Genomic DNA, 21419 nt, shown 5'->3' with positions numbered 1-21419 from the left:
GTCTTCAGTTCCAATCCATGAAATCCGGCGGGTTAGCCAGCCAGTGCGGTGGGTGTTGCCAGCAGCGCTTGCAACGGCCGTGGATCGATCCAGTCGCGCACGTCGAAGCTTTTCGGGATGAAGCGCCAGCGATGCAGGAAGTGGGTGAAATCCTGCAACGCGGCGATGGCCTGTTCGTCGAGTTCGGTGCGCAGGCGCAGGTGCGCGTCGTCGCCGTACGCGGCGCTGACCCAGTACTCGCTGCTGTTGGTTTCCCGAGCCAGGTAGCGACGGGTTTCTTCCGGGTGGGTGTGCGCCCATTGTTCGGCGCGCAGCACGGAATCAAGAATGCCGGTGGCCACATCGAAATGCTGGTCCAGCAGGTTCAGGTCCACGGCCAGTGTGCGTGGGGTGCCGTTGTTGCTGCGAATCAGCGGTTCCGGGTGCGAACCGGTGTCGATCACCGTGTGCAGGCCAAACTCGTGGGCCTGCCGGGCGGCACTCGCGCCCTTGAGGAAAATCGCATCGACCTCACCGCGCAGCAGGCCCACCAGTTCCAGGTTGCGCCCCTCGACCCGCTGCGCGCTGACCGGCGTGCCGTTGACGGTTTGCACCTGCGGGTCGCTGAACGTGCCGTCATAACGGAAGTTCACCAATTGCACGTCGCCGACTTGCAGGCCTTCGAGTTTCAGGGCGTTTTCCAGGCCTCGCAGGGCCTGGGCGCGGGTGAAGTCGATCTGCGCGCCAGCCCAGTCCGGCAAGCCGAAACGACGGTCCTTGAGGTCCTTGACGGTTTTGATGCCGCTGTCGGCGCGGGTCAGGATCAGTTGCACTTCATCAGCCCAGGACAGGCCGATGACCCGGGTTTCCCGGCCCTGCGCCCGGGCCCAGATCGCCGGGATGTTGCCGCCGTGGCGTACCGAGTTACGCAAGGTGTGATCGAAGTGCGATTCGCGAACCGCTTTGTCAGTGGACTCGCGCAGCGATTGAACCTCGGTGCCGAGCGCGCCGACGGTGTCTTGCAGCCAGCCTTTTTGCACGGCGATGCCGAGCCCGGTCGGGACCGGGCAGCGGGTGTACCAGAGGGTGTCGAGGGCTTGCGTCATTAATGATTCTCCCGCCGCGCTCAGGCGCTGGCCTTCAAGTGAGTTTGCGGTTGGGCGACAGGCCGCTGGTGCACCAGCGGCAGCACTTCCTGCCCGATGCGCAGGGCTTCTTCCAGGTGCGGATTGCCGGCGAGGATGAAGGTCGAGAAACCGGCGTCGCGGTATTCCGACAGGCGTTCGGCGATGTTCTGATGACTGCCCACCAGGCCCACGGTCGGCCCGGGTTTGGCCTTGGCGAAACCGGCCCACAGGTTCGGGCCAATGATCAGGTCATCAAAGCGATCGACGTTCTGGTGGTAAGCCGTTTGCCGTGCGCCACCGACCGAATCGGAACCGCTGGTAAAGCCTTTGGCGACCACGCTGCTCTTGCCTTCGAGCTTGTCGAACTGGCGGCGCAGATCTTTCCAGGCCTGCTCTTCGGTTTCGCGGGCGAACAGGTCGACGCGCAGGCCGAAGCGCACGCTGCGACCTTGTTTGTCCGCCAGTTCGCGGACGCGCTCGATGTGCGGCTTGAGCTTGTCGATCGGCTCGGCCCAGTTCAGGTAAACGTCGGCATGTTTGGCGGCGACATCCAGCGCGGCATCGGAAAAACCGGAGAAATACACGCCGGGTTTGCGTTCGTTTTGCAAACCATGGGGCAGGGCGCCGTTCTCCAGTTGGTAGATATCGCCGTCGTAGGAGAAACGTTCGTTCTGCCAAAGACCCTGGATGATGTCGAGGAATTCGCCGGTGCGCTTGTAGCGCAGGTCGTGTTCGAGGAAGTCACCGTTGGCCCGCTGACTGGCCGGGTTGCCGCCGGTGATGATGTTCCACTCCAGGCGGCCGCGACTGAGGTTTTGCAGGATGGCCGCTTGTTGCGCGGCATAGGCCGGCAAGGTCCAGGTGGCCTGGAAGGCGATCAGGAATTTGATCCGGCGGGTTTCCCGGGCCAGGGCCGCTGCGGCAATCCACGGCTCCGGGCCGGTGGGCAGCAGGGCGCCTTCGAACCCGGCCAGTTCCGCCGCTTTCGCGACCTGGGCGATGTAGTCGATGTAAGTGAAGTCATCCGGTTCGCCGTTGGGCAAACGCCCCGGTGCGATGTTGCCCGGTCGATAGTCCGGATTGCCACGATTGTGTTTGTCGGTGGTCAGTTGCGGACCATCGGTGCCCAGCGGCAGACGCCAGAAAAATTCAGTGCTCATGGGATGCTCCTGATTCAAGTACGCGTTGCGTCGCGCAGGTGCGAGGACGCCTTGGCAGGGGTGGTTGCAACGGACATGCCATGGTCGGCGGGGTGGGTTTGGGGCCGCAGGGGCGGGGGGATGACGGGGGGAGAAACGGTGTCGGCGGTGGGAGGTGCTGCTGTAGCAGCAGTCTGTCAGCAATGGTTGTTCGGGGTGCAGCAGAGGGTTTTGTGGTGATTTGTAGATCGCTATCGCCGGCAAGCCGGCTCCCACAGGTTTCGTGTACGACGCCAATCCCCTGTGGGAGCTGGCTTGCCAGCGATGGCGGCCTGCCTGACACACCGCGCAATCCGCATCGCCAGCAAGCCGGCTCCTACAAGCGATTGCGGTTTTCGTCACGCCGGCGCTGTGGCGACGATATCGTCGATCGATGCACCCGCTTCGGCGCTGCGCAGATAGGTCTGGTACAACGCCGCATAGGCGCCACCCTGGTCGATCAATTGGCTGTGCGGCCCTTGTTCGACCAGGCGGCCATGACGGATCACTGCAATGCGGTCGGCATCGCGTATGGTTGCCAGACGGTGGGCGATGATGATCGCGGTGCGGCCCTCGCACAGGCGGCGGAACGCGCGCTGAATGCGCCGCTCGGTGTGGATGTCGACCGCCGAAGTCGCTTCATCCAGCACCAGCACTGCCGGGTCCGCGAGGTAGGCGCGCACCAGGCACACCAGTTGCCGCTGGCCATGGCTCAAGTGCCCGCCCAGCGGCCCGACTTCGGTCTGGTACTGATGCGGCAGGCGTTCCAGCACTTCGTCCGCTCCCAGCTCCCGGGCAGCAGCAATCAGCCGGGCATCGTCCGCCTGGGGCGCGGCGAGGCGCAGGTTGTCGAGGATGCTGCCGCTAAACAGCACGTTGTCCTGCAACACCACGCCGACGTTGCGCCGCAGTTCATGCTGGGTGAGGTCGCGGATATCAACGCCATCGAGCTTCACCGCCCCCGACTGCACCTCGTAAAAACGCGTCAGCAACTGCACCAGCGTGCTCTTGCCATGGCCCGAGGGGCCGACGATCGCCAGCACTTCGCCGGCCGGAATCTGCAGGTCGAGGTCATTGATCACCGGTGAAGAACTGCCGGCATCGTAGGCAAACCGCACCCGTTCAAAACTGACTTCGCCGCGGGCCTTGCCCAAGTGTTGCGGGGTGGTGCTGTCGCTGATCTCCGGACGCGTGTCGAGCAGCAAAAAGATCCGCTGCGCCGAGGCCGATCCGGTGGCGTAACGCTCGAACAGGTCCGACAGTTCCTGCAACGGCCCAAGAAACAGGAACACATAAAACAGGCTTTCCGCGACCTGGCCCACGGTGACATCCGCCTGCGCCAGACCATAGGCGCCCACCAGCAACAACACCGCCATGCCGGCGGAGCTGAGCAGCGCGGTGAACGGTGCAAACCAGCTGGATCGCAGGCTGCCGCGAATCAGCGCCTGATTGAAATCATCCAGCAAGCCGCGATAGCGCCGCAAGTTGGGCGCTTGCTGGGCGCATTGTTGCAACATGCGCGCGCCGCTGACGCTCTCCACCAGATGCGCGGTGAAACGGCTGCGGTTTTCCGCGACCTTGGCCCAGTTGCGCTGGGAAATGCGTTTGAAACTCCAGGTCGCCAACACCAGCAACGGCACCGTGGCGGCGAGGCTGAGAAAGAATCGCGGGTCGATCCGCCACAACATCACCGAAGCCAGGCCACAGCGCAGCAGCGCGCCCAGCAGTTCGGGCGGACCCTGAATCAGCAGCGGTTCGAGGGCGTCGACATCGCGGTCGGCGCGAGAAATGATCCGCCCGGCCTTGGTCCGGTCGAAGTAGCTGACACTCAAGCTCTGCACATGGGCAAATACGCGCACCCGCAAGTCATTGAGTACGCGGATCGCCGCGCTGCCTGCGACAAACTGCGAGACACCGGCGAGCAGGAAACGCCCGAGCCAACTGGCCGCCAATCCGAGGCCGAGCCACAGCACCAGGCGTTCGTCGAGCAGCCAGTGATCGTTCTGTTGAATCAGCCCACGGTCGAGCAATTCGCGGACAAACCACGGCCGCAGAAACACCGTGAACACCAGCAGCAGTTCAATGCCGATGACGCCGACAATGTGCCGGCGAATCGGTTTCAGCAGCGGCAACAGCCGACTGAACATGCTGCGGTCGAGGGCCTTGCGGGCGAGCATTTCTTCGATTTCGATATCGCTCAAGGCCTTGCCGGCGATTGGGTTAGCCATGGTCGATCCCTAGCAGGTCGCGGTAGTCCGGATGGGTTTTGAGTAATGCTTCGTGGGTGCCGTTGGCGGTGATTTTGCCGTCCTGCAGCATCAGCACGCGGTCCGCGAGGAGGATGGTCGAGAGCTTGCTGGAGATCACCAGCAATGTGGTGGCCCGGCCCTGATCGCGGCGCAACTGGCGAATGTTGTTCAGCACCTGGCGTTCACTGATCGCATCCAGCGCGCTGGTGGCGTCGTCCAGGCACAGAATGTCCGGCTCGCCAAGCAGCGCGCGAGCCAGGCTCAGACGCTGGCGCTGGCCGCCGGACAAGGTCACGCCTCGATCCCCCAGCGGCGTGGCCAGGCCGTGCGGCAGGCGTTCCAGCACGTCTTCGGCGGCGGCCAGGCGCAAACCGTGACGCAGTTGTTGATCGCTGGCGTCGGGTGCGGTCAGGCGCAGGTTGGCCGCCAGGGTGTCGGAAAACAGGAAGCTTTCCTGCGGCACCACGTGCACCCGGCGTCGCAATTCGTCGAGGTTCAACTGGCGAATGTCTTGCCAGCCGGCGCTGTCCGAACCGATCAGCAGACGCCCGGAATTGATGTCGCTGAGGCGTGGCAACAGGCTTGCCAACAGGCTTTTGCCAGTGCCGGTGGCGCCGACGAGCGCGACGATTTCGCCGGGCTGCACGGTCAGCGAGCAGTCATGAAGAATGTCCAGGCCGCCACCCGGTGCGCTGACGTTGACGTGTTCCAGTTTCAGCCCCAGCGGCGTGTCGGGCAGGGTCGCGTTGCCGCTGCGGATCGCTGCAGGCTCGTCCAGCAGTTGCCAGATCCGTTCGGCGCTGGAGCGTGCGTCGGCGAAGGTCTGCATCACCCGGCCAATGCCTTCGATGCGGAACACCAGGGTGGTGGCGATCAGCAGCGAGGTCACCAGTTCACCGATGCCCAATTGCGCGGTGGCCACCAGATGCGCGCCGTACACCAGGATCCACACATGCCCCAGCGCGACGACCGCTTGAGGCAACGGAATCCGCGAACTGGAATAGGCGAGGGCCTGGCGGGCGTGCTCGGCGAACACCGCCACCTGCCCGGCGAAACGCTGGATGCGGCTGTGCTCCAGGCCAAACGATTTGATCACCCGCACGCCGCCGATGCCTTCGCTGAGGTCCTGATTGACCCGGTCGTAGGCCTCGCCGACGGCGCGGTCGAGGCTGACCAGCCGCTCGGTCTGGCGCACGAAAATCCACAGGCCGAACACCGTCAGCAACAACGGCACCAATCCCAGCAACGGGTTGTACCAACTCAGCAGGCCAACCGTCGCCAGCACCACCAGCGGGGTTTCCACCACCTGGCGCCAGAAGCTGATCAGCGCATCACGGACCTTGTCGGCATCGCGGGTGGTGCGAGTGATCATTTCGCCCATGCCGTGCTGCCAGCGATAACCCAGGTGCAGGTTCTGCACCTGCTGCAGGATGCGCTCGCGCAGGCGCGTCAGCAGTTCCTGGCTGAGCACCAGCGACAGCACGCTGGCGGCGTATTGCAACACGCCACGGCCGAACGCCACGGCAAGCATCAGCCACAACCAGTACCAGGCGAGGCTGGCGTCGAGACTGCCATCGGCTTGCCGGACAACCGCGCGGCCGGCGCTGACGTCGTTGACGGCGTGGCCGATCAGCCATTGCTGCCAGACCAGCCCGAGGTTCACCGCGATGTACAACGCCGCCACCAGGGCGAAGCGCCAGGGCATCTCCCGGTAAATCGCCAGGCTGCGCAAGAGAGGATGTTTTTCGATCATGAAAAAGCTCTGTGTGGTGTGCGGACACGATCTCGACCCTGTAGGAGCCGGCTTGCCGGCGATGGGGCCTTGGGATTTTGCATGGGGCTTTAGGGCGCCTTCGCGGGCAAGCTCCGCTCCTACAGGGTTTTGCATTTGTTCAGGTTGAACGCCGAACCTGTAGGAGCCGGCTTGCTGGCGATGGGGCCTTTGGATTTTGCATAGGGCTTTAGGGCGCCTTCGCGGGCAAGCCTCGCTCCTACAGGGTTTCGCATTTGTTCAGGTTGAACGCCGTCCCTGTAGGAGCCGGCTTGCTGGCGATGGGGCCTTTGGATTTGCATCGATTTCGAGGACGCCATCGTCGGAACGCCGCCCGCAGCAAGCCGGCTCCTACAAGGGGAGGCGGTGTCTGGGGGATCACCGTCCGGGGCTGGTCGCGCCCTGTTTTTCCTTGGCGTTAAGGATCGCGGTGTATTCGCCGGGATCGACGCCGTTGAGGTAGTAGTTGCCGACGTGGTGCAGGCGCCAGCGGATCGGGTCGTGGGTGGTGTGGACCCTTGCGTTGCGCCAGAAGCGGTCGAGGTTCCATTTGCTCAGCGAGGAACTGGCGCCAAGCAGGGAGAAAATGTCGCTGGAGATTTTCAGCGACGCCGCGTCGGAGTGGGCGCGGGCGGTGGCCACCGACAGAATCAGCTCGTCCTGCAGTTCCTTGTTGTCCGGGTCCAGTTCGTGCTGATCGAACACCCGCGCCGCGTCGCGCAGCAGCGATTGCGCGCCGCGCAGGGCCACGGCGTATTCGCCGATCTGCTTGATGATGTGCGGCTCCTGATTGGCGTGATCGACGCCGCTTTCCACCCACGGCCGCGCATTGTGATTCAGGTAGTCCACCGCAGCCGACAGCGCACCTTCGGCAATGCCGGTATCGATGGCCGCGTGGAGAATCTGCGGGAAGGTCAACCCGGTGCGTTTCATCGGCCCTTTGCGCTGGGAGACGAAGCCTTCGTCGAGTTCGATGTTGTCGAAAATCACTGTGCCGCTGACCGAGTTTTTCTGGCCGAACGCTTCCCAGTCATCCACCAGCGTCAGGCCCGGTGTGTTGCGATTGAGCAGCACCCCGGCACCGCCGTCATCACTGGCGGCGGTCAGGGAAATCCACTCGGCCAGGTAAGAGCCGGTGGAGTAGAACTTGCTGCCATTGAGGATCAACTTGCCGTCGGCGCGGCGTTCGACGCGGGTCTTGAGGGCGAATTTGTTCTTGCCGCCGACTTCCGCCAGGGCATTGCCGAAACGCTTGCCGGCTAATACATCGCGAACCAGTCGGTCGCGAATCTCGTCGGAGTACCCGGTAAAAATCCCTCGCAGCATGACGTTGTGGATTTGCAGCAACTGACCGACGCCGCCGTCGGCCACCGAGATGAGGCGCACGGTTTCGACGATGGTTTCCACCGAAGCACCGAGGCCGCCAAACGCCTTGGGCACGCCAATGGCGGTCAAGCCGCTCTCCGACAACAGCTGCGCCTGACGCCTTGGCAGTTGGCCGTTTTGACTGGCGTCGGCGGCGATCTCGGCAATCTCCCGGGCGATGTCCCTGGCCACGGCGATGGCTTGAGCCTCGCTGTCCAGCAGGCGGATCGGCGCCTGTTCTTGTATCAGTTGTCCGGCGGGGTTGTGTTCGACCTTGCTCATTGCTGTACCTCTGATCATTGATCTGATGATGGCCGTGAACCCTTGTAGGAGCCGGCTTGCTGCGGGCGGCGTTCCGGCGATGGCGGCGGATCAAACAACATGGATGTCGCCTGATGCACTGCCATCGTCGGAACGCCGCCCGCAGCAAGCCGGCTCCTACAAAGGGATCGGTGTTTCACGGGCGTTGAAGGGCCTTGAGCAAGTTCTGCGCCAAGGGCTGGAACGCCCGCCCGGCAAGGGGTTGGGCGGGGTGGTGTTGCTGGGGAAGCAATGCCGGGGAGGCGACTGCTCGGCCAGCAGCAGTCGCGGCGCAATGCTGCTGGCAGGCCAGCAACCAGCGTCGGTTGTTTGCTCGGTGTCAGGCGCAAAGCCCCGTAAACCGGGCGTTTCAGCTCTTGGCACGGGCGCTGCAATAGCTCTGGCAACAGACACTTGCCCAACCACGGAGCTGCCCATGACGCTTGCTGCCAAACAATCCCGACCCGCTGCCCCGGCTGAACTGGAGCAGATCTGGTTCACCCGTTGCCCGGTGCCGACCGCTTCCGGCATCGCCTACAAACTCGGTTGGCTCAGCGAAGAATTCGCCGCTGACGGCCTGCCGGTGTCGACCTTGCAGGAGGCCCGGCAGCTTGGGCATCACCACTACGATCACGAGTTGCCGGGCCTGTTTCGCGAAGGCGGCAACGTACCGGCCCTGGCGGCACGCGCCGCTGGTGCGCCGAGTCGCCTGATCGGCCTGACCTGGATCGAAGAGTGGCAAACCATCCTGGTTCGCCCGGACTCCGGCATTCGTCGTCCGCAAGACCTCAAAGGCAAGCGTCTGGCACTGCCGGCCTGGGGTGAAACCCGCCCCGGCAGCATCGCTCGGGCCATGAGCCTGCACGGCTACAAAGGCGCGTTGAGCCTGGCGGGGCTGGGCTTCGATGACGTCGAACTCGTGGAAGTCGCACTGCAAAATCAGGAGCAGGCGGCGAATCCTCAGGAAGGTTTACAGCGTCTCTGGTCGGGCCTCGATTACCTGGTGCGCGGTGAAGTCGACGCGGTGTACGTCAAAGGCGCGTCCGCCGCCGATGCCGCGCGGCGTCTCGGGCTGGTGGTGGGCATTGATCTCGACCTGATCGCCGAGCCGCGCTATCGCATCAACAATGGCACGCCGCGCCCGATCACGGTCCACCAGAGCCTGCTGGACAACCATTTCGACCTGGTCGTGCGCTTTCTCGCGCAAACCCTCAGTGCCGCCGATTGGGCGGCGAACAATCGCGAGGCGTTGAACGCGATTCTCGAAGAAGAAACCCGCGCCGGCAGTGCCGGTGTCGCCGAAGCCTATCGCGGTGAATTCCACACCACGCTGGCGCCGGATCTGTCGGCACAGCGTCTGGAATTTCTCGATACCCAGAAAGACTTCCTTTACCTGCACGGCTTCCTCGAACGCGATTTTTCCATCGCCGACTGGGTCGATCCGCGCCCGTTGCAAGCCGCCCATGAACTGTTGGCCAAGCGCCGCGCCTGACTCTGGAGAATTGCCATGACCGTCCTCATCAACGAACAACTGATCAGCGAAGAACTGAAGAACTTCATCGACAAGGTGCTGATCGAGGCTGAAGAAGCCTTCACCGTGTTCCGTGAAACCAACACCATCACCGCCAACGGCACCGTTGGTTTCATCGAGCGCGTACCGGGCCAGGAGCTGCTGGTGTCGGTGAACTACGGCGGCCCGTGGAATTACCGCAAGCCGCTGCAAGCCACGGTCACCGACTTCGAAGGCAAGGTGATCTTCGGCAAAGGCAAGGGTGGGTTGGGGCGCTACACCAAACTGTTCCAGCAACATGCCGATGTGACCACCGTGTCCCATGTGCACTCGCCATACCTCGGCGCCTGGGCGCAAACCCACCGCACGCTGCCGTTCCACTATGTGCCGGTGCAGCGTTATCAGCTCGCCCGGGAGTTGCCGGTGTACATCGACCGCCGGCAGCCGGAAGTCGATTTCATCCTCGACAAGATTGCCGAGAACCCCTTCAACCTGGCGATTCTCGAAGCCAACGGCGGCTCCACCGTGTGGGGCAAACAGGGCCTGCGCGCCACCGCCGAATTCATCCTGTTGCTGGAGGAGGGCGCGCAACTGCAATTGCTCGCCGACGCCCTCGGCGGCTCCCGCGCCTATGGCCCTGGCGTATTGACCCAGCAATGGAAAATGAGCGGCCTGTACGACAAAGCCACCGAGCTGGGCCTGGTGCCCGCGATCGACCGTCGTAGCTAACCCGGAGATTCCCCAGCCACCGCATCCACTGTAGGAGCCGGCTTGCTGGCGATAGGGCCCGAAAGATCGACGCAAGGTTCAAGGGCCTCATCGCCAGCAAGCCGGCTCCTACAGAGGTGCATTGCCCCTACAAGGAACACACCCATGGCTGTAAAAATTCTCTGGTACCTCACCACCCCCGACGGACCTTATCCGTGGGAACCCGAAGGCCGCTGGACAACCGATTTCGAACATCTGAAACAACTCGCCGTGGCCAGCGACCGTCTTGGTTACTACGGTTCGCTGCTGGGCTCCAGCCCCAACGAAAGCCTCGCTGTCTCGGCCGCGCTGATTGATGCCACGAAGCGCCTGCGCTTCCTGGTCGCGCAACACCCCGGTGAACTGTCGCCAGCCGTGTTGGCCAAGTGGGCGCTGACCTTCGATCAATTCTCCAACGGCCGCCTGCTGTTCAACGTGGTCAACGGCAATGACGCCGGCCTGGCCACCCTCGGCGTGCATTACCCCCACGACGAACGTTATGACTTCAGCCTCGAATACTGGCGTGCGTTCCAGAGCTTCTACGCCGGGGACACCTCGGGGTTCGACGGCCAGTACGTCAAGCTCGCCCCCCGTTCAGCGGCTGCCGCGAATCATCCGCTGGGGGGCTGGCATCCGCCGAAGCAAAAGCCTGGCATTCCACTGTGGGGCGCGGGCACGTCGGGGCCGGGTGTCGCGCATTCGGTGCAACTGCTCGACGTGTACCTGAGCTTCGCCAACACCCCACCGAAACTCGGTGAGAAATTCCGCAAGGTCGCAGCAGAAGCCGCGAAAATCGGCCGTGAGCTGACCTTCGGCACGCGCCTGCAAATCATCGTTCGCGAAACCGAGGAAGAGGCCTGGGCCCACGCTGAAAAACTCTTGCAACGTACCTCGCTACAAACCGCGCGCACGGCCATCGAACGTCAATTGCCGCCCGGTGAAACCCTGGAGACCTTCCACAGCGACGATCCGCAGATCCAGCGCAACGTCGAGGCCATTCGCGCCGGCCGTTTGCCCAAGGCCCGGGACCTGGAGATCTACCCGAACGTCTGGCTCGGCCCGAGCCTGTTCGGCTTCAACATCCTCGGCCCGGCAGCCGGCACTTACCTGGTGGGTAGCGCCGAGCAGGTCGCCGAGCGAATTCGCGAATACGAAGCGCAGGGCACATCGGCATTCATTCTGTCCGGTTTCCCGCTGATCGATGAAGCGCACCGGGTGGCGGATCTGCTGTTCCCGTTGCTCGATCTGGATCACGGTTTCGACGTGCCGAAACTGGGTGTCAGCACACCGGCACCACGGCGTGTAGCAGTGACCGAGCGAGTCTGAGGAGACAGCGATGAACGAATTTTCCCGTCGCCGGTTTCTCGGCAATGGCCTGGCGGTCAGTGGCGGCCTGTTGCTCGGCAGCAGCCTGCTCAGCGGATGCGACAGCGGGGCACAGGTCAGCGGTGCGGCCGCGTTGTCCAGCACGCCGGTGCGCGGCGGTCGCTTGCGGGTCGGCATCATCGATGGCGATCAGTCGGGCAACCTCGACGCGCACAAACCGGTGGGCGGCGGGATCATTCGCGGCTGGGCGCTGTACAGCAAGTTCTGGGAATGGAACACCGACGTCAGCACGCGCCTGGCCCTGGCCGAGTTTGCCGAACCCAACGCCGACGCCAGTGCGTGGACCATTCGCATCAAACCGGGCCTGGAATTCCATCACGGCAAGAGCATCGGCGCCGATGACATGCTGTTCTCGATCCTGCGCCTGACCGACCCGAAACTGGCGTCGCCATTCGCCGGTCTGATGGGCGCGATCGACCGCAACGCGTTGCGCAAACTGGATGCGCGCACCATCGAGATCCGCTTCAAGGAAGGCCAGAGCTTTTACCCGCTGGATGAAACCCTGATCAGTTTCGGCGGCATCGTCCCCACCGATTATGACCCCGTCAGCAACCCGGTCGGCGCTGGCCCTTACAAACTCAAGAGTTTCATTCCCGGCCAGCGCTCGCTTTATCAGCGCTTCGAGAATTACTACAAGCCCGGCCAACCCTATGCCGATGAACTGGAGATCATCGAGTTCAAGGACCAGGTGTCCCGCGCCGCCGCCCTGCGCGCCGGGCAGATTGACGTGGCCAGCGGCGTGCAAGCCGAACACAGCGCACTGCTCAAGGCCGACTCGCGGCTGAGGTTGTACGCCTCGCCGAGTACCTCGTTCACCGGGTTCAATCTGAATCTGGCGAAGCAACCGTTTCAGGATCAGCGGGTGCGCCAGGCGTTCCGCCTGTTGGCCGACCGTCGCGAGTTGGTGGACCGTGGCCTCAACGGTTTCGGGCGCATCGCCAACGACCTGTATTCGCCCCACGACCCCACCTACAACCACAGCATTGCCCAGCGTCCCTACGACCTGGAACAGGCGCGTTCGCTGTTGCGCCAGGCCGGGCAGACCGACTTGCGGGTGGAGCTGACCACCACGCCGGGGCCGGGCGTCAACGCGGCGCTGGTGTTTGCGCAACAGGCGAAAAAGGCCGGGGTCGAGATCAAGGTCACCCAGGTCGATGGCTCGGTGTTCAACGGTCCACAACGGGAAAACTGGCTGCTGTCGCCGGGCTCCACACCGGCCCGGGGCTTTCTCGCGTCGGCGCTGCACAACGATGCGCCACAGGCCATCTACAACCGCAGCAACTTCCACGATGAACGCTTCAGCGCGCTGTACCGCCAGGCGCTGGCGCAACCCGACCTTGAGCAACGCAAAGTGCTGGTGCACGAAGCGCAAGGCATTCAACACGAACGCGGTGGCTTGCTGATCTGGGGCTTCAACGATGTGCTCGACGCGGCATCGGTGCGGGTCGGCGGTTTGCAGCCTGAACAGACCACATTTGCCTCCTGGCGTTTTGATGAATTGTGGGTGAACCATGCCTGAGCCTTCTTGCAAAGAACCCCGCACGCCAGCCTGGCTGTCGTGGTTTATCGGGCGCCTGGCTTACGGATTGTTGACGGCGTGGGTCATCAGCCTGGTGGTGTTCATCGCCACGCAGGCGCTGCCCTCGGACCCGGCCCGGGTGATTCTCGGCCCCGACGCGCCGCTGGAAAGCATCCTCACCTTGCAACGCCAGTTGGGTCTGGACCGGCCGATTCTCGAACAGTACCTGCGCTGGCTCGGGCATGCCCTGAGCGGCGAACTCGGTGTGTCGCTCGACTCCAACGCGCCGGTCGGCAGCATTCTGTTTGGCCGTTTCGGCTACACCCTGGCGCTGCTCGCCGGGGTCATTGCGGTGGTGGTGCCGGCGGCGTTGTTGCTCGGCGTTTCCCTGGCGTTGCGCCGTGACAGTCGGCTGGATCGCTGGAGCCTTTCGCTGCTGATCTTCCTTAAAGCCACGCCGGGGTTTCTGTTGGCCATCGGTCTGGTGTTGCTGTTTTCCATGCCGCACATGGACCTGCTGCCAGCGGTGTCGATCCTCGATCCGGACAAGTCGCTGCTGCGCCAATTGCAGTTCCTGGTGTTGCCGGTGCTGGCCCTGAGCCTGTCGGCATTGCCGTACCTGACGCGCATGGTGCGGGCATCGATGATCGAGGCGCTGGAGTCCGATTACGTGATCGCTGCGCGCCTGCGCGGCATTCCCGAGTGGCGCATCGTCTGGCGCCACACGCTGCCCAACGCATTGATCCCGGCGATTCAAGGCGTGGCGTTGACGCTGAGAACGCTGATCGGCGGCGCGCTGTTGGCCGAGGTGATTTTCAGTTACCCCGGCATCGGCACCTCGTTGAATTCGGCGATCCAGATGCGCGACTTGCCGATGGTCCAGGCCATCGTGCTGGTGATCACCCTCGGCGTGGTGTTGATCAACCTGCTCGCCGATCTGCTGACCGTGCTGCTTACGCCAAAACTGCGCACCGCCCGCCGCGTGACCATGATTCAGCGTAACCGCCGGGGCATTCAGCCGTGGTGGCGACGTTCCCCATCCAAGGCGCCTTGAGAGGTAACACATGACTGACTCCCGACGTTCGCGCTGGCAGGTATGGCTGGCGGAACCGCAAACCCGCAAGGGCGCGCTGATCACTGCGCTGGTGGTGACACTGGCCTTGTCTGGCCCGTGGCTGGCGCCGCACAGCCCAACGGAAATGCTTGGTTCGGTGTACGGCGCCCCGGTTGGCGCGGCGTTGCTGGGCTATGACTTTCTCGGGCACGACGTGGTGTCACGCTTGCTCAGTGGCGGCCTCTCGGTGTTGTGGATGTCCGTTGCGGCGGCCTCGATTGCGCTGTTGACCGGTAGCACCCTGGGTTTGCTGGCGGGATTTTCCCGGCGCCGGCTCGACCAGTTGATCACCTGGCTGGCGGACGTATCGCTGGCCTTTCCCGACCTGATTCTGGTGTTGTTGATCGTCTCCATGCTCGGTCGTGCGCCGTGGCTGATCGTGTTGACCGTGGCCATCGCCTTCACGCCCGGGGTGATCCGTCTGGCCCGTGGCAGTGCGGTGGCGGTGGCGGGGCAGGAGTTCGTCGAGGCCGCGCAGATGATGGGCTACTCGCGGCGGCGGATTCTGTTCAGGGAGATTCTGCCGAACATCCTCACGCCGCTGCTGGTGCATTTCGGCAACATGCTGACCTGGGGCGTCGGCATGCTCTCGGGCCTGAGTTTTCTCGGCTACGGCGTGGCGCCGCCGACCGCCGACTGGGGGCTGATGATCAATGAAAACCAGGCCGGTTTGCTGGTGCAGCCGTGGGCGGTGCTGGCCCCGGCGATCCTGATCGGCATTTTCGCCTATGGCACCAATATCCTCGCTGAAGGCATCGGCCGCAGCAGTTCACGGATCGGAGAAAAACAGCCATGAATGCGATTGCCGGGATCGAGTCCCGCCCGCCGGTGACCACTGCCGGGGTGTTGCAGGTGCGGGATTTGCGGGTCGAGTTGGCGGGACAGATTGACGTGCTGTCCGGGGTTTCGTTCAGCCTTGAGGCGGGCGAGATTCTGGGGTTGGTCGGCGAGTCCGGCTCCGGCAAGACGACCCTGGCCACCGCGTTGCTCGCCCATGCCCGACGCGGGGCGCGGATTGTTGGCGGGCAGGTCGAGGTGTCCGGGCATTCGCTGCTGACCCTGGAGGGCGAAGCGTTGCGCCGGGCCCGTGGCAGCCTGATCGGCTACGTCGCGCAGGACCCGGCGACGGCACTGAATCCGGCGCTGCGCATTGGTAGCCTGCTGCGCGAAACCCTCGGTGCGCATCAGATTGAACTGGATCGTGCGGCGCAACAGCAGCGCATCGTCGATACCTTGCGTGATGTTGGCTTGCCGGACGATCCGGCGTTTTTGCGGCGCTTCCCCCATCAGCTCTCCGGTGGGCAGCAGCAACGGGTGATGCTGGCGCTGGCGTTTGTCCTGCGCCCGCAGTTGATCGTCCTCGATGAACCGACCACGGCGCTGGACGTCACCACTCAGGCGCACATCCTCGCGACCTTGCGCCGCTTGTGCAAAAGCCTCGGCGTGGCGGCGGTGTATGTGTCCCACGACCTTGCGGTGATCAAGGACCTGGTGGACCGGGTGATGGTGATGTACGCCGGGCGCATCGTCGAAGTCGCCGACCGTGAAGCGTTGTTCACGCGGCCGGCTCATCCGTACACCCGAGGCCTGCTGGCGGCGATTCCCGATGTGGCGCAGCGCCGCGATTTGCAGGCGATCCCGGGGCATGCCCCGGCACCGGGGCAGCGACCGCACGGCTGTGCTTTCGCGCCTCGGTGTTCGCGTCGCACCGCCGAGTGCTCGCAGGCTGAGCCGGCCTTGCACGACCTGTCTTCAGCGCAGCGAGTGGCGTGTCTCGATCCGCATCTTCAGGCCTTGCAGCTAGTTGCCCAGGCGCCGGTGTCGGCTGTCGATGTGCCGGTGGAGCGGGCGCCGTTGCTGGAGATCAAAGACTTGAATGTGGCCTACGATCGACAGGTGTTGTTCGACGTTTCTCTGCGGGTGGCGGCCGGGGAATGCCTGGCGTTGGTGGGCGAATCCGGTTCCGGCAAGACCAGCCTGGCCCGGGCCATCGCCGGGCTCGGGGAAAACGCCGAGGGCGACTTGCACTATGCGGGTGTGCCGCTGAGCTTGTCGGCCCGCCGACGTGACGGGCGGCACCAGATTCAGTACATTTTTCAGAACCCGTACCGGGCGCTGAACCCGCGACAGACCGTTTACCAGACCCTGAGTGCGCCGCTGGAACACTTCTTCGGCATCAAGGGCAACGTTGCGCGCCAGCGCGTGGATGCGGTGCTCAAGCGGGTGTCGCTGCCGGCGTCGGTGGCCGATCTGTATCCGCACAGCCTGTCCGGCGGCGAGCGCCAGCGCGTGGCCATTGCCCGGGCGCTGGTGTGTGAGCCGAAACTGCTGATCTGCGATGAAATTACCTCAGCGCTGGACGTGTCGGTGCAGGCTTCGATCCTGGCGCTGTTGCGGCAATTGCAAATCGAAGGACTGACCCTGCTGTTCGTCACCCACGACCTCGGCGTGGTTCGCGCGATTGCCGACCGGGTGTTGGTGCTGAAGCTGGGAAGGGTGGTGGAGCAGGGGGCGGTTGACGATGTGCTGGATCAGCCGCAGGCGGCGTATACGCGTACGTTGCTGGAGAATTCGCCGACGTTGGGCGGTGGATCTTTGTAGGCAGCTACCATCGCCATCGCCAGCAAGCCGGCTCCTACAGAGTATGTGTGTGTACGCAGAAATGTGGCGCGACACAAACCTGTAGGAGCCGGCTTGCTGGCGATGGCGATCGTCCAGACACATCCGGAACCGAATTCTGGCAACGGCCTCCCTCCTGCGCACTAGCCTTGTGTTTCTCCCAAAAACACAGGAGGGCAATGGAATGCCCGATCTTCCCCACGCCAACCACCTGCGCGCCGGGCGCTATTCCGAATCCGGCCAAATCTACCTGCTCACTGCCGTCACCCATAACCGTGATCCGGTCTTCGCCAATTGGCGGGTGGGACGCTTGATGGTGGAACAGTTTCGCCAGTCCCAGACAGAAGAATGGGCTGACTCACTGGCATGGGTGGTGATGCCCGACCAATTCCATTGGCTGGTCGAATTGAAGAACAGCACATTGCCGGCGTTGATGCTGGCGACCAAATCGCGCAGTGCCAGGGCGGTGAATGCACGTCTGCAACGCAGGGGGGCGCTTTGGCAAAGAGGCTTTCACGATCGGGCGATTCGTCGGGAGGAGGATTTGTTGGCGGTGGCCCGGTACATCGTTGCCAATCCATTGCGCGCGGGGCTTGTCACGCGGGTGCATGATTATCCGCTGTGGGATGCCAAATGGTTGTAGCCGGGATAGTCGGTGGTGGTTGTCAGGCCGCCATCGCCAGCAAGCCGGCTCCTATAGAGTCCGTGTATGTACGCAGATTTGTGGCGCGACACAACCCTGTAGGAGCCGGCTTGCTGCGGGCGGCGTTCCGACGATTCGAGGGTGAACGTTACGCCACCCGCGCCTTGCGCCGCCGTGCTTCCTCGCGCACCGCCGGGATGATCCAGCGGCCGTAATCGACGGTGTCGTACAGCGGGTCATAACCACGATTGAGGAAGGTGGTCACGCCCAGGTCGACGTAATCGAGCAACGCCTGGGCCACGGTTTCCGGGGTGCCGACCAGGGCGGTGGTGTCGCCGTAGGCGCCGACGGCGGTGGCGGTGGGCATCCACAGGGCGCGGTCGTGGCGATCACCCTGTGCCGCAGCGGCGAGCAAGCGTTCGGAGCCGGTGCCCTTGATGCGTTTTTGCCAGGGGCTGCCGGCGGCGAACTGTGGATTGGCCTTGATCTGTTCCAGAATCTGCTCCGCCCGCTGCCACGCCAATTCTTCAGTCGCCCCCAGAATCAAGCGCACGGACAGGCTCACCCGTGGTGCCTCCACGCCCGCCGCACTTGCCGCCGCGCGCAGTTTGCCGATCTGTTCGGCGACGCCGCTCAGCGGTTCGCCCCACAGCGCATACAGGTCCGCGTGTTTCACCGCGATCTGATAGGCAATGTCCGACGACCCGCCAAAGGAAATCGGAATGTGCGGCTGCTGCAATGGCTTGACCGGCGAGAAGGCGCCCTTGATGTTGAAATACTGCCCCTCGAAGTCGAACGGTTCTTCAGCCGTCCAGGTGCGCCGGACGATCTCCAGGTACTCATCGGTGCGCTTGTAACGTTCGGTCTTGTCCAGCAGGAAGTCGCCTTCCTGGGGTTCGGCGGTGATGCCGGTAATCGCATGCAGGCGAATCCGCCCGCCGCCGGTGGTGTGATCGAGTGTCGCGAAGGCTCGGGCAGCGGCGGTGGGGGCGTTCAATGCCGGACGATGGGCGATCATGAACCCCAGGCGCTCGGTGTGCGCCGCCGCGTAGGCCGCAATCTGCAAACTGTCCGCACTGCCCGGGCCGCTGGCGATCAGCACCCGGTCGAAGCCTGCGTGTTCATGGGCGCGGGCGTGGTGGCGGATAAAGTCCAGATCGAAATCCGCACTGCGAATGCCACGGGTCTCGGACCACTGGCGGGGGAAAATCATGCCGACAAATTCAATGGACATGGAACACTCCTGATAGCGATAGGTGCGGCTGCGTTAAAACTGGTAATCCACCTGGGCCAGCAACGTACGGCCAGGCATGGGTTGCAAAAAGGTATTGGTCGAGCCGGCCAGGCCGCTGACGAAGTTCAGTTCGTTGGTCAGGTTGAGCACCCGCAACGTGGTGCTCCATTGCGGCTGGCGGTAATACACCGCGAGGTCGAGGTTGTACTCGTCGGGGATTTTCACGGTCTTGCTCAGGTTCAAATACCAGCTGCTGGTCCACCAGCCGGACAGCTCGGCGCCGAAGCCCGAGTCAAAGCGATAGTCGACATAACCGCTGGCGGTGTACTCGGGAATCTGCACCGCGTCGAAGCGCCCGGACGGCCGCTGATTGAGGCTGTTGTTGTCGCCGAACACCGTGCCGTTGTCGGGCACAAACCCGGCCGAGGCGAAACCGGCCTGCGAGGCAAACTCGTTGTAGGCGCTGAGTTTTGACAGGTTGAGGCCGCTGCGCAGGTGATTGTCCGGCTGGTAGCGAAGGGTCGATTCCACGCCCTTGATCACCAGTCGGGCAATGTTGTTATTGCTGTCGGGCGATTGATCCCGCGCCTGCTTGAACGCGGCCAGGGTCATGAACAGTTCGTTGGGCACCGCTTCGATTTTCAGCCCGACTTCGTGCAACACGCTGAGGCTCTGGAAGGCCAGCGGGTTGAGCTGATTGGCACCGGCGCCGCTGCCCCAGCCGAGGCCGTTGGAGAAGAACCCGGTATTGACCGCCAATGAGCGATCGAAGGTGTAATACAGCGTGCTGTTTTCGGTCGGTTTGATGTACGGGCTGACCTGAAACGCGAACAGCCGATAATTGTCGCTGTCCTTGCGCGGATTGCCACCGGCCAGCACGAACGGGTTCTCGATTTCAGCGTCGATCCAGCTGCGGCTGGCGCCAATGTTCAGACCGACGCTGTCACCGAATCGCAGGTTGTGCTGGCTGAACAGGGTCTTGGTGGTCCAGGTGCTTTCGGCGGTGTAGGGCGCCACCGACTCGGCGTATAAACCGTGGCCCGCCGGGTACATCGCCGGCAGATTCAGCCAGCCGTAGTAGTTGGAGAATTGCGCCACGCCGGGCTGGCCGATCCAGGCGCCATTGCCGCCGGCAGGGTTGGAGCCGGTGAGGCCCAGCAAAGTGCCGGGATTCTTGCCCGACGGGTCCTGGGTCAAGTCATAGGCGTTGATGGTCGAGCCGAAATTGTTGTTGGCGGCGATCGACTGGTTGAACTCGCGGCGGTAGATCACCCCGGTGTTGCTGTCATCGCGCAGGGTCAAGCCGCCGAGTTGCACCTCGTTGCGCGAGCGGAATTCGAAGCGGTTATCGAACAGATTGTCCTTGGACTGCACCTGGAAAGAACCGACCGCATTGGTCATGTCTTTGGAGCGCTGGTAGAAGGTGCTGTTGGCCAGGGTGATGGTCGGTGTCAGGTCGGCTTCGACCCGCAGCTGTGTGGTGAAGCGCCGCGAGCTGTTTTCATCCTCGTCGCGCTGGCCGGTTTGTGACGACAGGCTGGTCAGGCCATTGCCCGTCAACGTCGGGTCATACACCCAGCCGCGCAAACTGCCGGGGTTGCTTTGGGTGTTGGGCGAGGCCGTCTGGAAGCTGCCGTTGACCACGCTGTATTGACCTTGTGCGTTGCGCTGTCGTTTGACCCAGCCGAGGGTCGGCGCATCGGCTGCGCCGGACGCCAGCACCGGCGACCACAGGGTGTTGCCGTTCTGGATGATCGGCGTGGCGCGCCCGGCGTAGTACTTGCCGCTGTCCACCAGTTCCTGGTTGGCGCGGTTCCAGCCGTGGGTGATGTTGTAGTCGTAGTAATTGTCGTAGCTGGCGTTCCAGTCGACCCGCACAGTGTCGTTGCGCCAGGCGAGGGCGCCGTAGAACGCGTCGAAGTTGTTGTCGACGTTGTCGTAGAAGTCTTCCTGGCGCTGCTTGGTGATGCTCAGGCGATAGGCGAGGTTGTCAGTCAGCGGCCCGGTGTTGTCGATGCTGAATTTACTGGAATCGCGGGATTCACCGTCCGGCACCCAGGCGCCCAGTTCGCCGCTGAGTTTGGTTTTGAATTCGTTGAAATTGGGTTTCTTGCTCAGGTAATTGACGTATCCGCCACTGCCCGACACCGAACCGTAGGTCACCGAAGACGGGCCGGCGACGATGTCGGCGCCTTCGTAGGCGTTGAAGTTGGCCGGGTGGCGCACGCCGTATGCGCGTTGCCCGTCCTGGAACACTTCGGAGCCCTGGGCGCGGAACTGCGGGGCGAGGCCGGCGTTCTGGCCGCCGCCGCGAGTAATACCGGGGGCGTATTTCACCAGGTCATCGGCGCTGCGGATCGAGTCGCTGGCCAGTTGCTCGGCGTTGATCTGGGTGATGGAGCGCGGCGTGTCGAGCACCTTGGTTTCGATGCCACCGTAGACGGACGTGGGCGGCCGGGTGGGCAGCGCGTCATCGTCGGAATCGCTTGCACTCGCCTGGACGGTGACGGTTTGCAGTTGGGTGTCGGCGGCGAAGGTCGGCATCGACAGGGTCGACATCACCGCCATGGCCAGGGCGGAGCGTTTTACGGGCAAACGAAAGGCGATAGAGGGCATGGCAAATGAGCCTCGAGATGATAATTCATGGAAATTTGTAGGCGTTTCCTGACACCCCCCGA

General features: G+C 63.5%; 15 protein-coding genes. 8 read left to right on the top strand and 7 right to left on the bottom strand.

Annotated elements, in window-relative coordinates; all coding sequences use genetic code 11:
* Positions 1 to 32: 32 nt before the first annotated feature.
* From ACM6IO_RS15635 to ACM6IO_RS15615, 5 genes are all read right to left on the bottom strand, one after another.
* On the bottom strand, positions 33 to 1085 hold the full coding sequence (locus ACM6IO_RS15635) for an ABC transporter substrate-binding protein (RefSeq protein WP_008029138.1): 1053 nt from the start codon (positions 1083 to 1085) through the stop codon (positions 33 to 35).
* A 20-nt stretch (positions 1086 to 1105) separates the two neighbouring features.
* Complete coding sequence (locus tag ACM6IO_RS15630) at positions 1106 to 2266, bottom strand: LLM class flavin-dependent oxidoreductase (RefSeq protein WP_192417597.1); 1161 nt, start codon at positions 2264 to 2266, stop codon at positions 1106 to 1108.
* Between the two features lie 377 nt (positions 2267 to 2643).
* Complete coding sequence (locus ACM6IO_RS15625; protein ID WP_414911805.1) at positions 2644 to 4512, bottom strand: ABC transporter ATP-binding protein; 1869 nt, start codon at positions 4510 to 4512, stop codon at positions 2644 to 2646.
* On the bottom strand, positions 4505 to 6286 hold the full coding sequence (locus ACM6IO_RS15620; RefSeq protein WP_414911804.1) for an ABC transporter ATP-binding protein: 1782 nt from the start codon (positions 6284 to 6286) through the stop codon (positions 4505 to 4507). The genes ACM6IO_RS15625 and ACM6IO_RS15620 overlap by 8 nt, the downstream gene beginning before the upstream one ends.
* A gap of 396 nt (positions 6287 to 6682) precedes the next feature.
* Positions 6683 to 7951, bottom strand: coding sequence for an acyl-CoA dehydrogenase family protein (locus tag ACM6IO_RS15615; RefSeq protein ID WP_008042551.1), 1269 nt, complete (start codon positions 7949 to 7951; stop codon positions 6683 to 6685).
* 454 nt (positions 7952 to 8405) lie between these two features.
* Here ACM6IO_RS15615 and ACM6IO_RS15610 point away from each other — a divergent pair, with 454 nt between their 5' ends.
* From ACM6IO_RS15610 to ACM6IO_RS15575, 8 genes are all read left to right on the top strand, one after another.
* Positions 8406 to 9461 (top strand): ABC transporter substrate-binding protein, encoded by a 1056-nt coding sequence (locus ACM6IO_RS15610; protein ID WP_192229260.1) that lies wholly within the window; start codon positions 8406 to 8408, stop codon positions 9459 to 9461.
* Positions 9462 to 9476: 15 nt separating this feature from the next.
* Entirely contained in the window at positions 9477 to 10208 is a 732-nt protein-coding gene (locus tag ACM6IO_RS15605) for a class II aldolase/adducin family protein (RefSeq protein WP_223413542.1), read from the top strand.
* A 144-nt stretch (positions 10209 to 10352) separates the two neighbouring features.
* Positions 10353 to 11552, top strand: a complete 1200-nt coding sequence (locus ACM6IO_RS15600; RefSeq protein ID WP_414911803.1) for an LLM class flavin-dependent oxidoreductase — start codon at positions 10353 to 10355, stop codon at positions 11550 to 11552.
* Between the two features lie 10 nt (positions 11553 to 11562).
* A complete protein-coding gene (locus ACM6IO_RS15595; RefSeq protein WP_414911802.1) occupies positions 11563 to 13131 on the top strand; it encodes an ABC transporter substrate-binding protein in 1569 nt (522 codons plus the stop codon).
* Complete coding sequence (locus ACM6IO_RS15590; protein ID WP_008029155.1) at positions 13124 to 14185, top strand: ABC transporter permease; 1062 nt, start codon at positions 13124 to 13126, stop codon at positions 14183 to 14185. Before ACM6IO_RS15595 ends, ACM6IO_RS15590 begins: the two co-directional genes overlap by 8 nt.
* Positions 14186 to 14195: 10 nt before the next feature.
* A complete protein-coding gene (locus tag ACM6IO_RS15585; RefSeq protein WP_192229264.1) occupies positions 14196 to 15041 on the top strand; it encodes an ABC transporter permease in 846 nt (281 codons plus the stop codon).
* Positions 15038 to 16846 carry a dipeptide ABC transporter ATP-binding protein gene (locus ACM6IO_RS15580; RefSeq protein ID WP_414911801.1) on the top strand — a complete coding sequence of 603 codons (1809 nt, stop codon included), beginning with the start codon at positions 15038 to 15040 and terminating at the stop codon, positions 16844 to 16846. Before ACM6IO_RS15585 ends, ACM6IO_RS15580 begins: the two co-directional genes overlap by 4 nt.
* A gap of 202 nt (positions 16847 to 17048) precedes the next feature.
* Positions 17049 to 17507: an REP-associated tyrosine transposase gene (locus ACM6IO_RS15575; RefSeq protein WP_414911800.1), complete on the top strand. Its 459-nt coding sequence runs from the start codon at positions 17049 to 17051 to the stop codon at positions 17505 to 17507.
* A gap of 148 nt (positions 17508 to 17655) precedes the next feature.
* On the opposite strand, the gene ACM6IO_RS15570 is transcribed toward ACM6IO_RS15575, so the two are convergent.
* Both ACM6IO_RS15570 and ACM6IO_RS15565 read right to left on the bottom strand, forming a co-directional pair.
* Positions 17656 to 18741 carry an LLM class flavin-dependent oxidoreductase gene (locus ACM6IO_RS15570; RefSeq protein ID WP_192417609.1) on the bottom strand — a complete coding sequence of 362 codons (1086 nt, stop codon included), beginning with the start codon at positions 18739 to 18741 and terminating at the stop codon, positions 17656 to 17658.
* A gap of 33 nt (positions 18742 to 18774) precedes the next feature.
* Complete coding sequence (locus tag ACM6IO_RS15565) at positions 18775 to 21357, bottom strand: TonB-dependent receptor plug domain-containing protein (protein WP_414911799.1); 2583 nt, start codon at positions 21355 to 21357, stop codon at positions 18775 to 18777.
* Positions 21358 to 21419: the final 62 nt, after the last annotated feature.

The sequence above is a fragment of the Pseudomonas sp. IT-P44 genome, assembly GCF_949768225.1.
GTDB classification, from domain to species: Bacteria; Pseudomonadota; Gammaproteobacteria; order Pseudomonadales; family Pseudomonadaceae; genus Aquipseudomonas; species Aquipseudomonas migulae.
This window is presented reverse-complemented; position numbering and strand designations above follow the sequence as displayed.

Bases quoted from the DNA above. Each gene is read 5' to 3' on its own strand.
- ACM6IO_RS15635 (WP_008029138.1), bottom strand. From the start codon at position 1,085: ATGACGCAAGCCCTCGACACCCTCTGGTACACCCGCTGCCCGGTCCCG.
- ACM6IO_RS15620 (WP_414911804.1), bottom strand. From the start codon at position 6,286: ATGATCGAAAAACATCCTCTCTTGCGCAGCCTGGCGATTTACCGGGAG.
- ACM6IO_RS15605 (WP_223413542.1), top strand. From the start codon at position 9,477: ATGACCGTCCTCATCAACGAACAACTGATCAGCGAAGAACTGAAGAAC.
- ACM6IO_RS15580 (WP_414911801.1), top strand. From the start codon at position 15,038: ATGAATGCGATTGCCGGGATCGAGTCCCGCCCGCCGGTGACCACTGCC.
- ACM6IO_RS15585 (WP_192229264.1), top strand. From the start codon at position 14,196: ATGACTGACTCCCGACGTTCGCGCTGGCAGGTATGGCTGGCGGAACCG.
- ACM6IO_RS15570 (WP_192417609.1), bottom strand. From the start codon at position 18,741: ATGTCCATTGAATTTGTCGGCATGATTTTCCCCCGCCAGTGGTCCGAG.
- ACM6IO_RS15600 (WP_414911803.1), top strand. From the start codon at position 10,353: ATGGCTGTAAAAATTCTCTGGTACCTCACCACCCCCGACGGACCTTAT.
- ACM6IO_RS15590 (WP_008029155.1), top strand. From the start codon at position 13,124: ATGCCTGAGCCTTCTTGCAAAGAACCCCGCACGCCAGCCTGGCTGTCG.
- ACM6IO_RS15595 (WP_414911802.1), top strand. From the start codon at position 11,563: ATGAACGAATTTTCCCGTCGCCGGTTTCTCGGCAATGGCCTGGCGGTC.
- ACM6IO_RS15565 (WP_414911799.1), bottom strand. From the start codon at position 21,357: ATGCCCTCTATCGCCTTTCGTTTGCCCGTAAAACGCTCCGCCCTGGCC.
- ACM6IO_RS15575 (WP_414911800.1), top strand. From the start codon at position 17,049: ATGCCCGATCTTCCCCACGCCAACCACCTGCGCGCCGGGCGCTATTCC.
- ACM6IO_RS15610 (WP_192229260.1), top strand. From the start codon at position 8,406: ATGACGCTTGCTGCCAAACAATCCCGACCCGCTGCCCCGGCTGAACTG.
- ACM6IO_RS15615 (WP_008042551.1), bottom strand. From the start codon at position 7,951: ATGAGCAAGGTCGAACACAACCCCGCCGGACAACTGATACAAGAACAG.
- ACM6IO_RS15625 (WP_414911805.1), bottom strand. From the start codon at position 4,512: ATGGCTAACCCAATCGCCGGCAAGGCCTTGAGCGATATCGAAATCGAA.
- ACM6IO_RS15630 (WP_192417597.1), bottom strand. From the start codon at position 2,266: ATGAGCACTGAATTTTTCTGGCGTCTGCCGCTGGGCACCGATGGTCCG.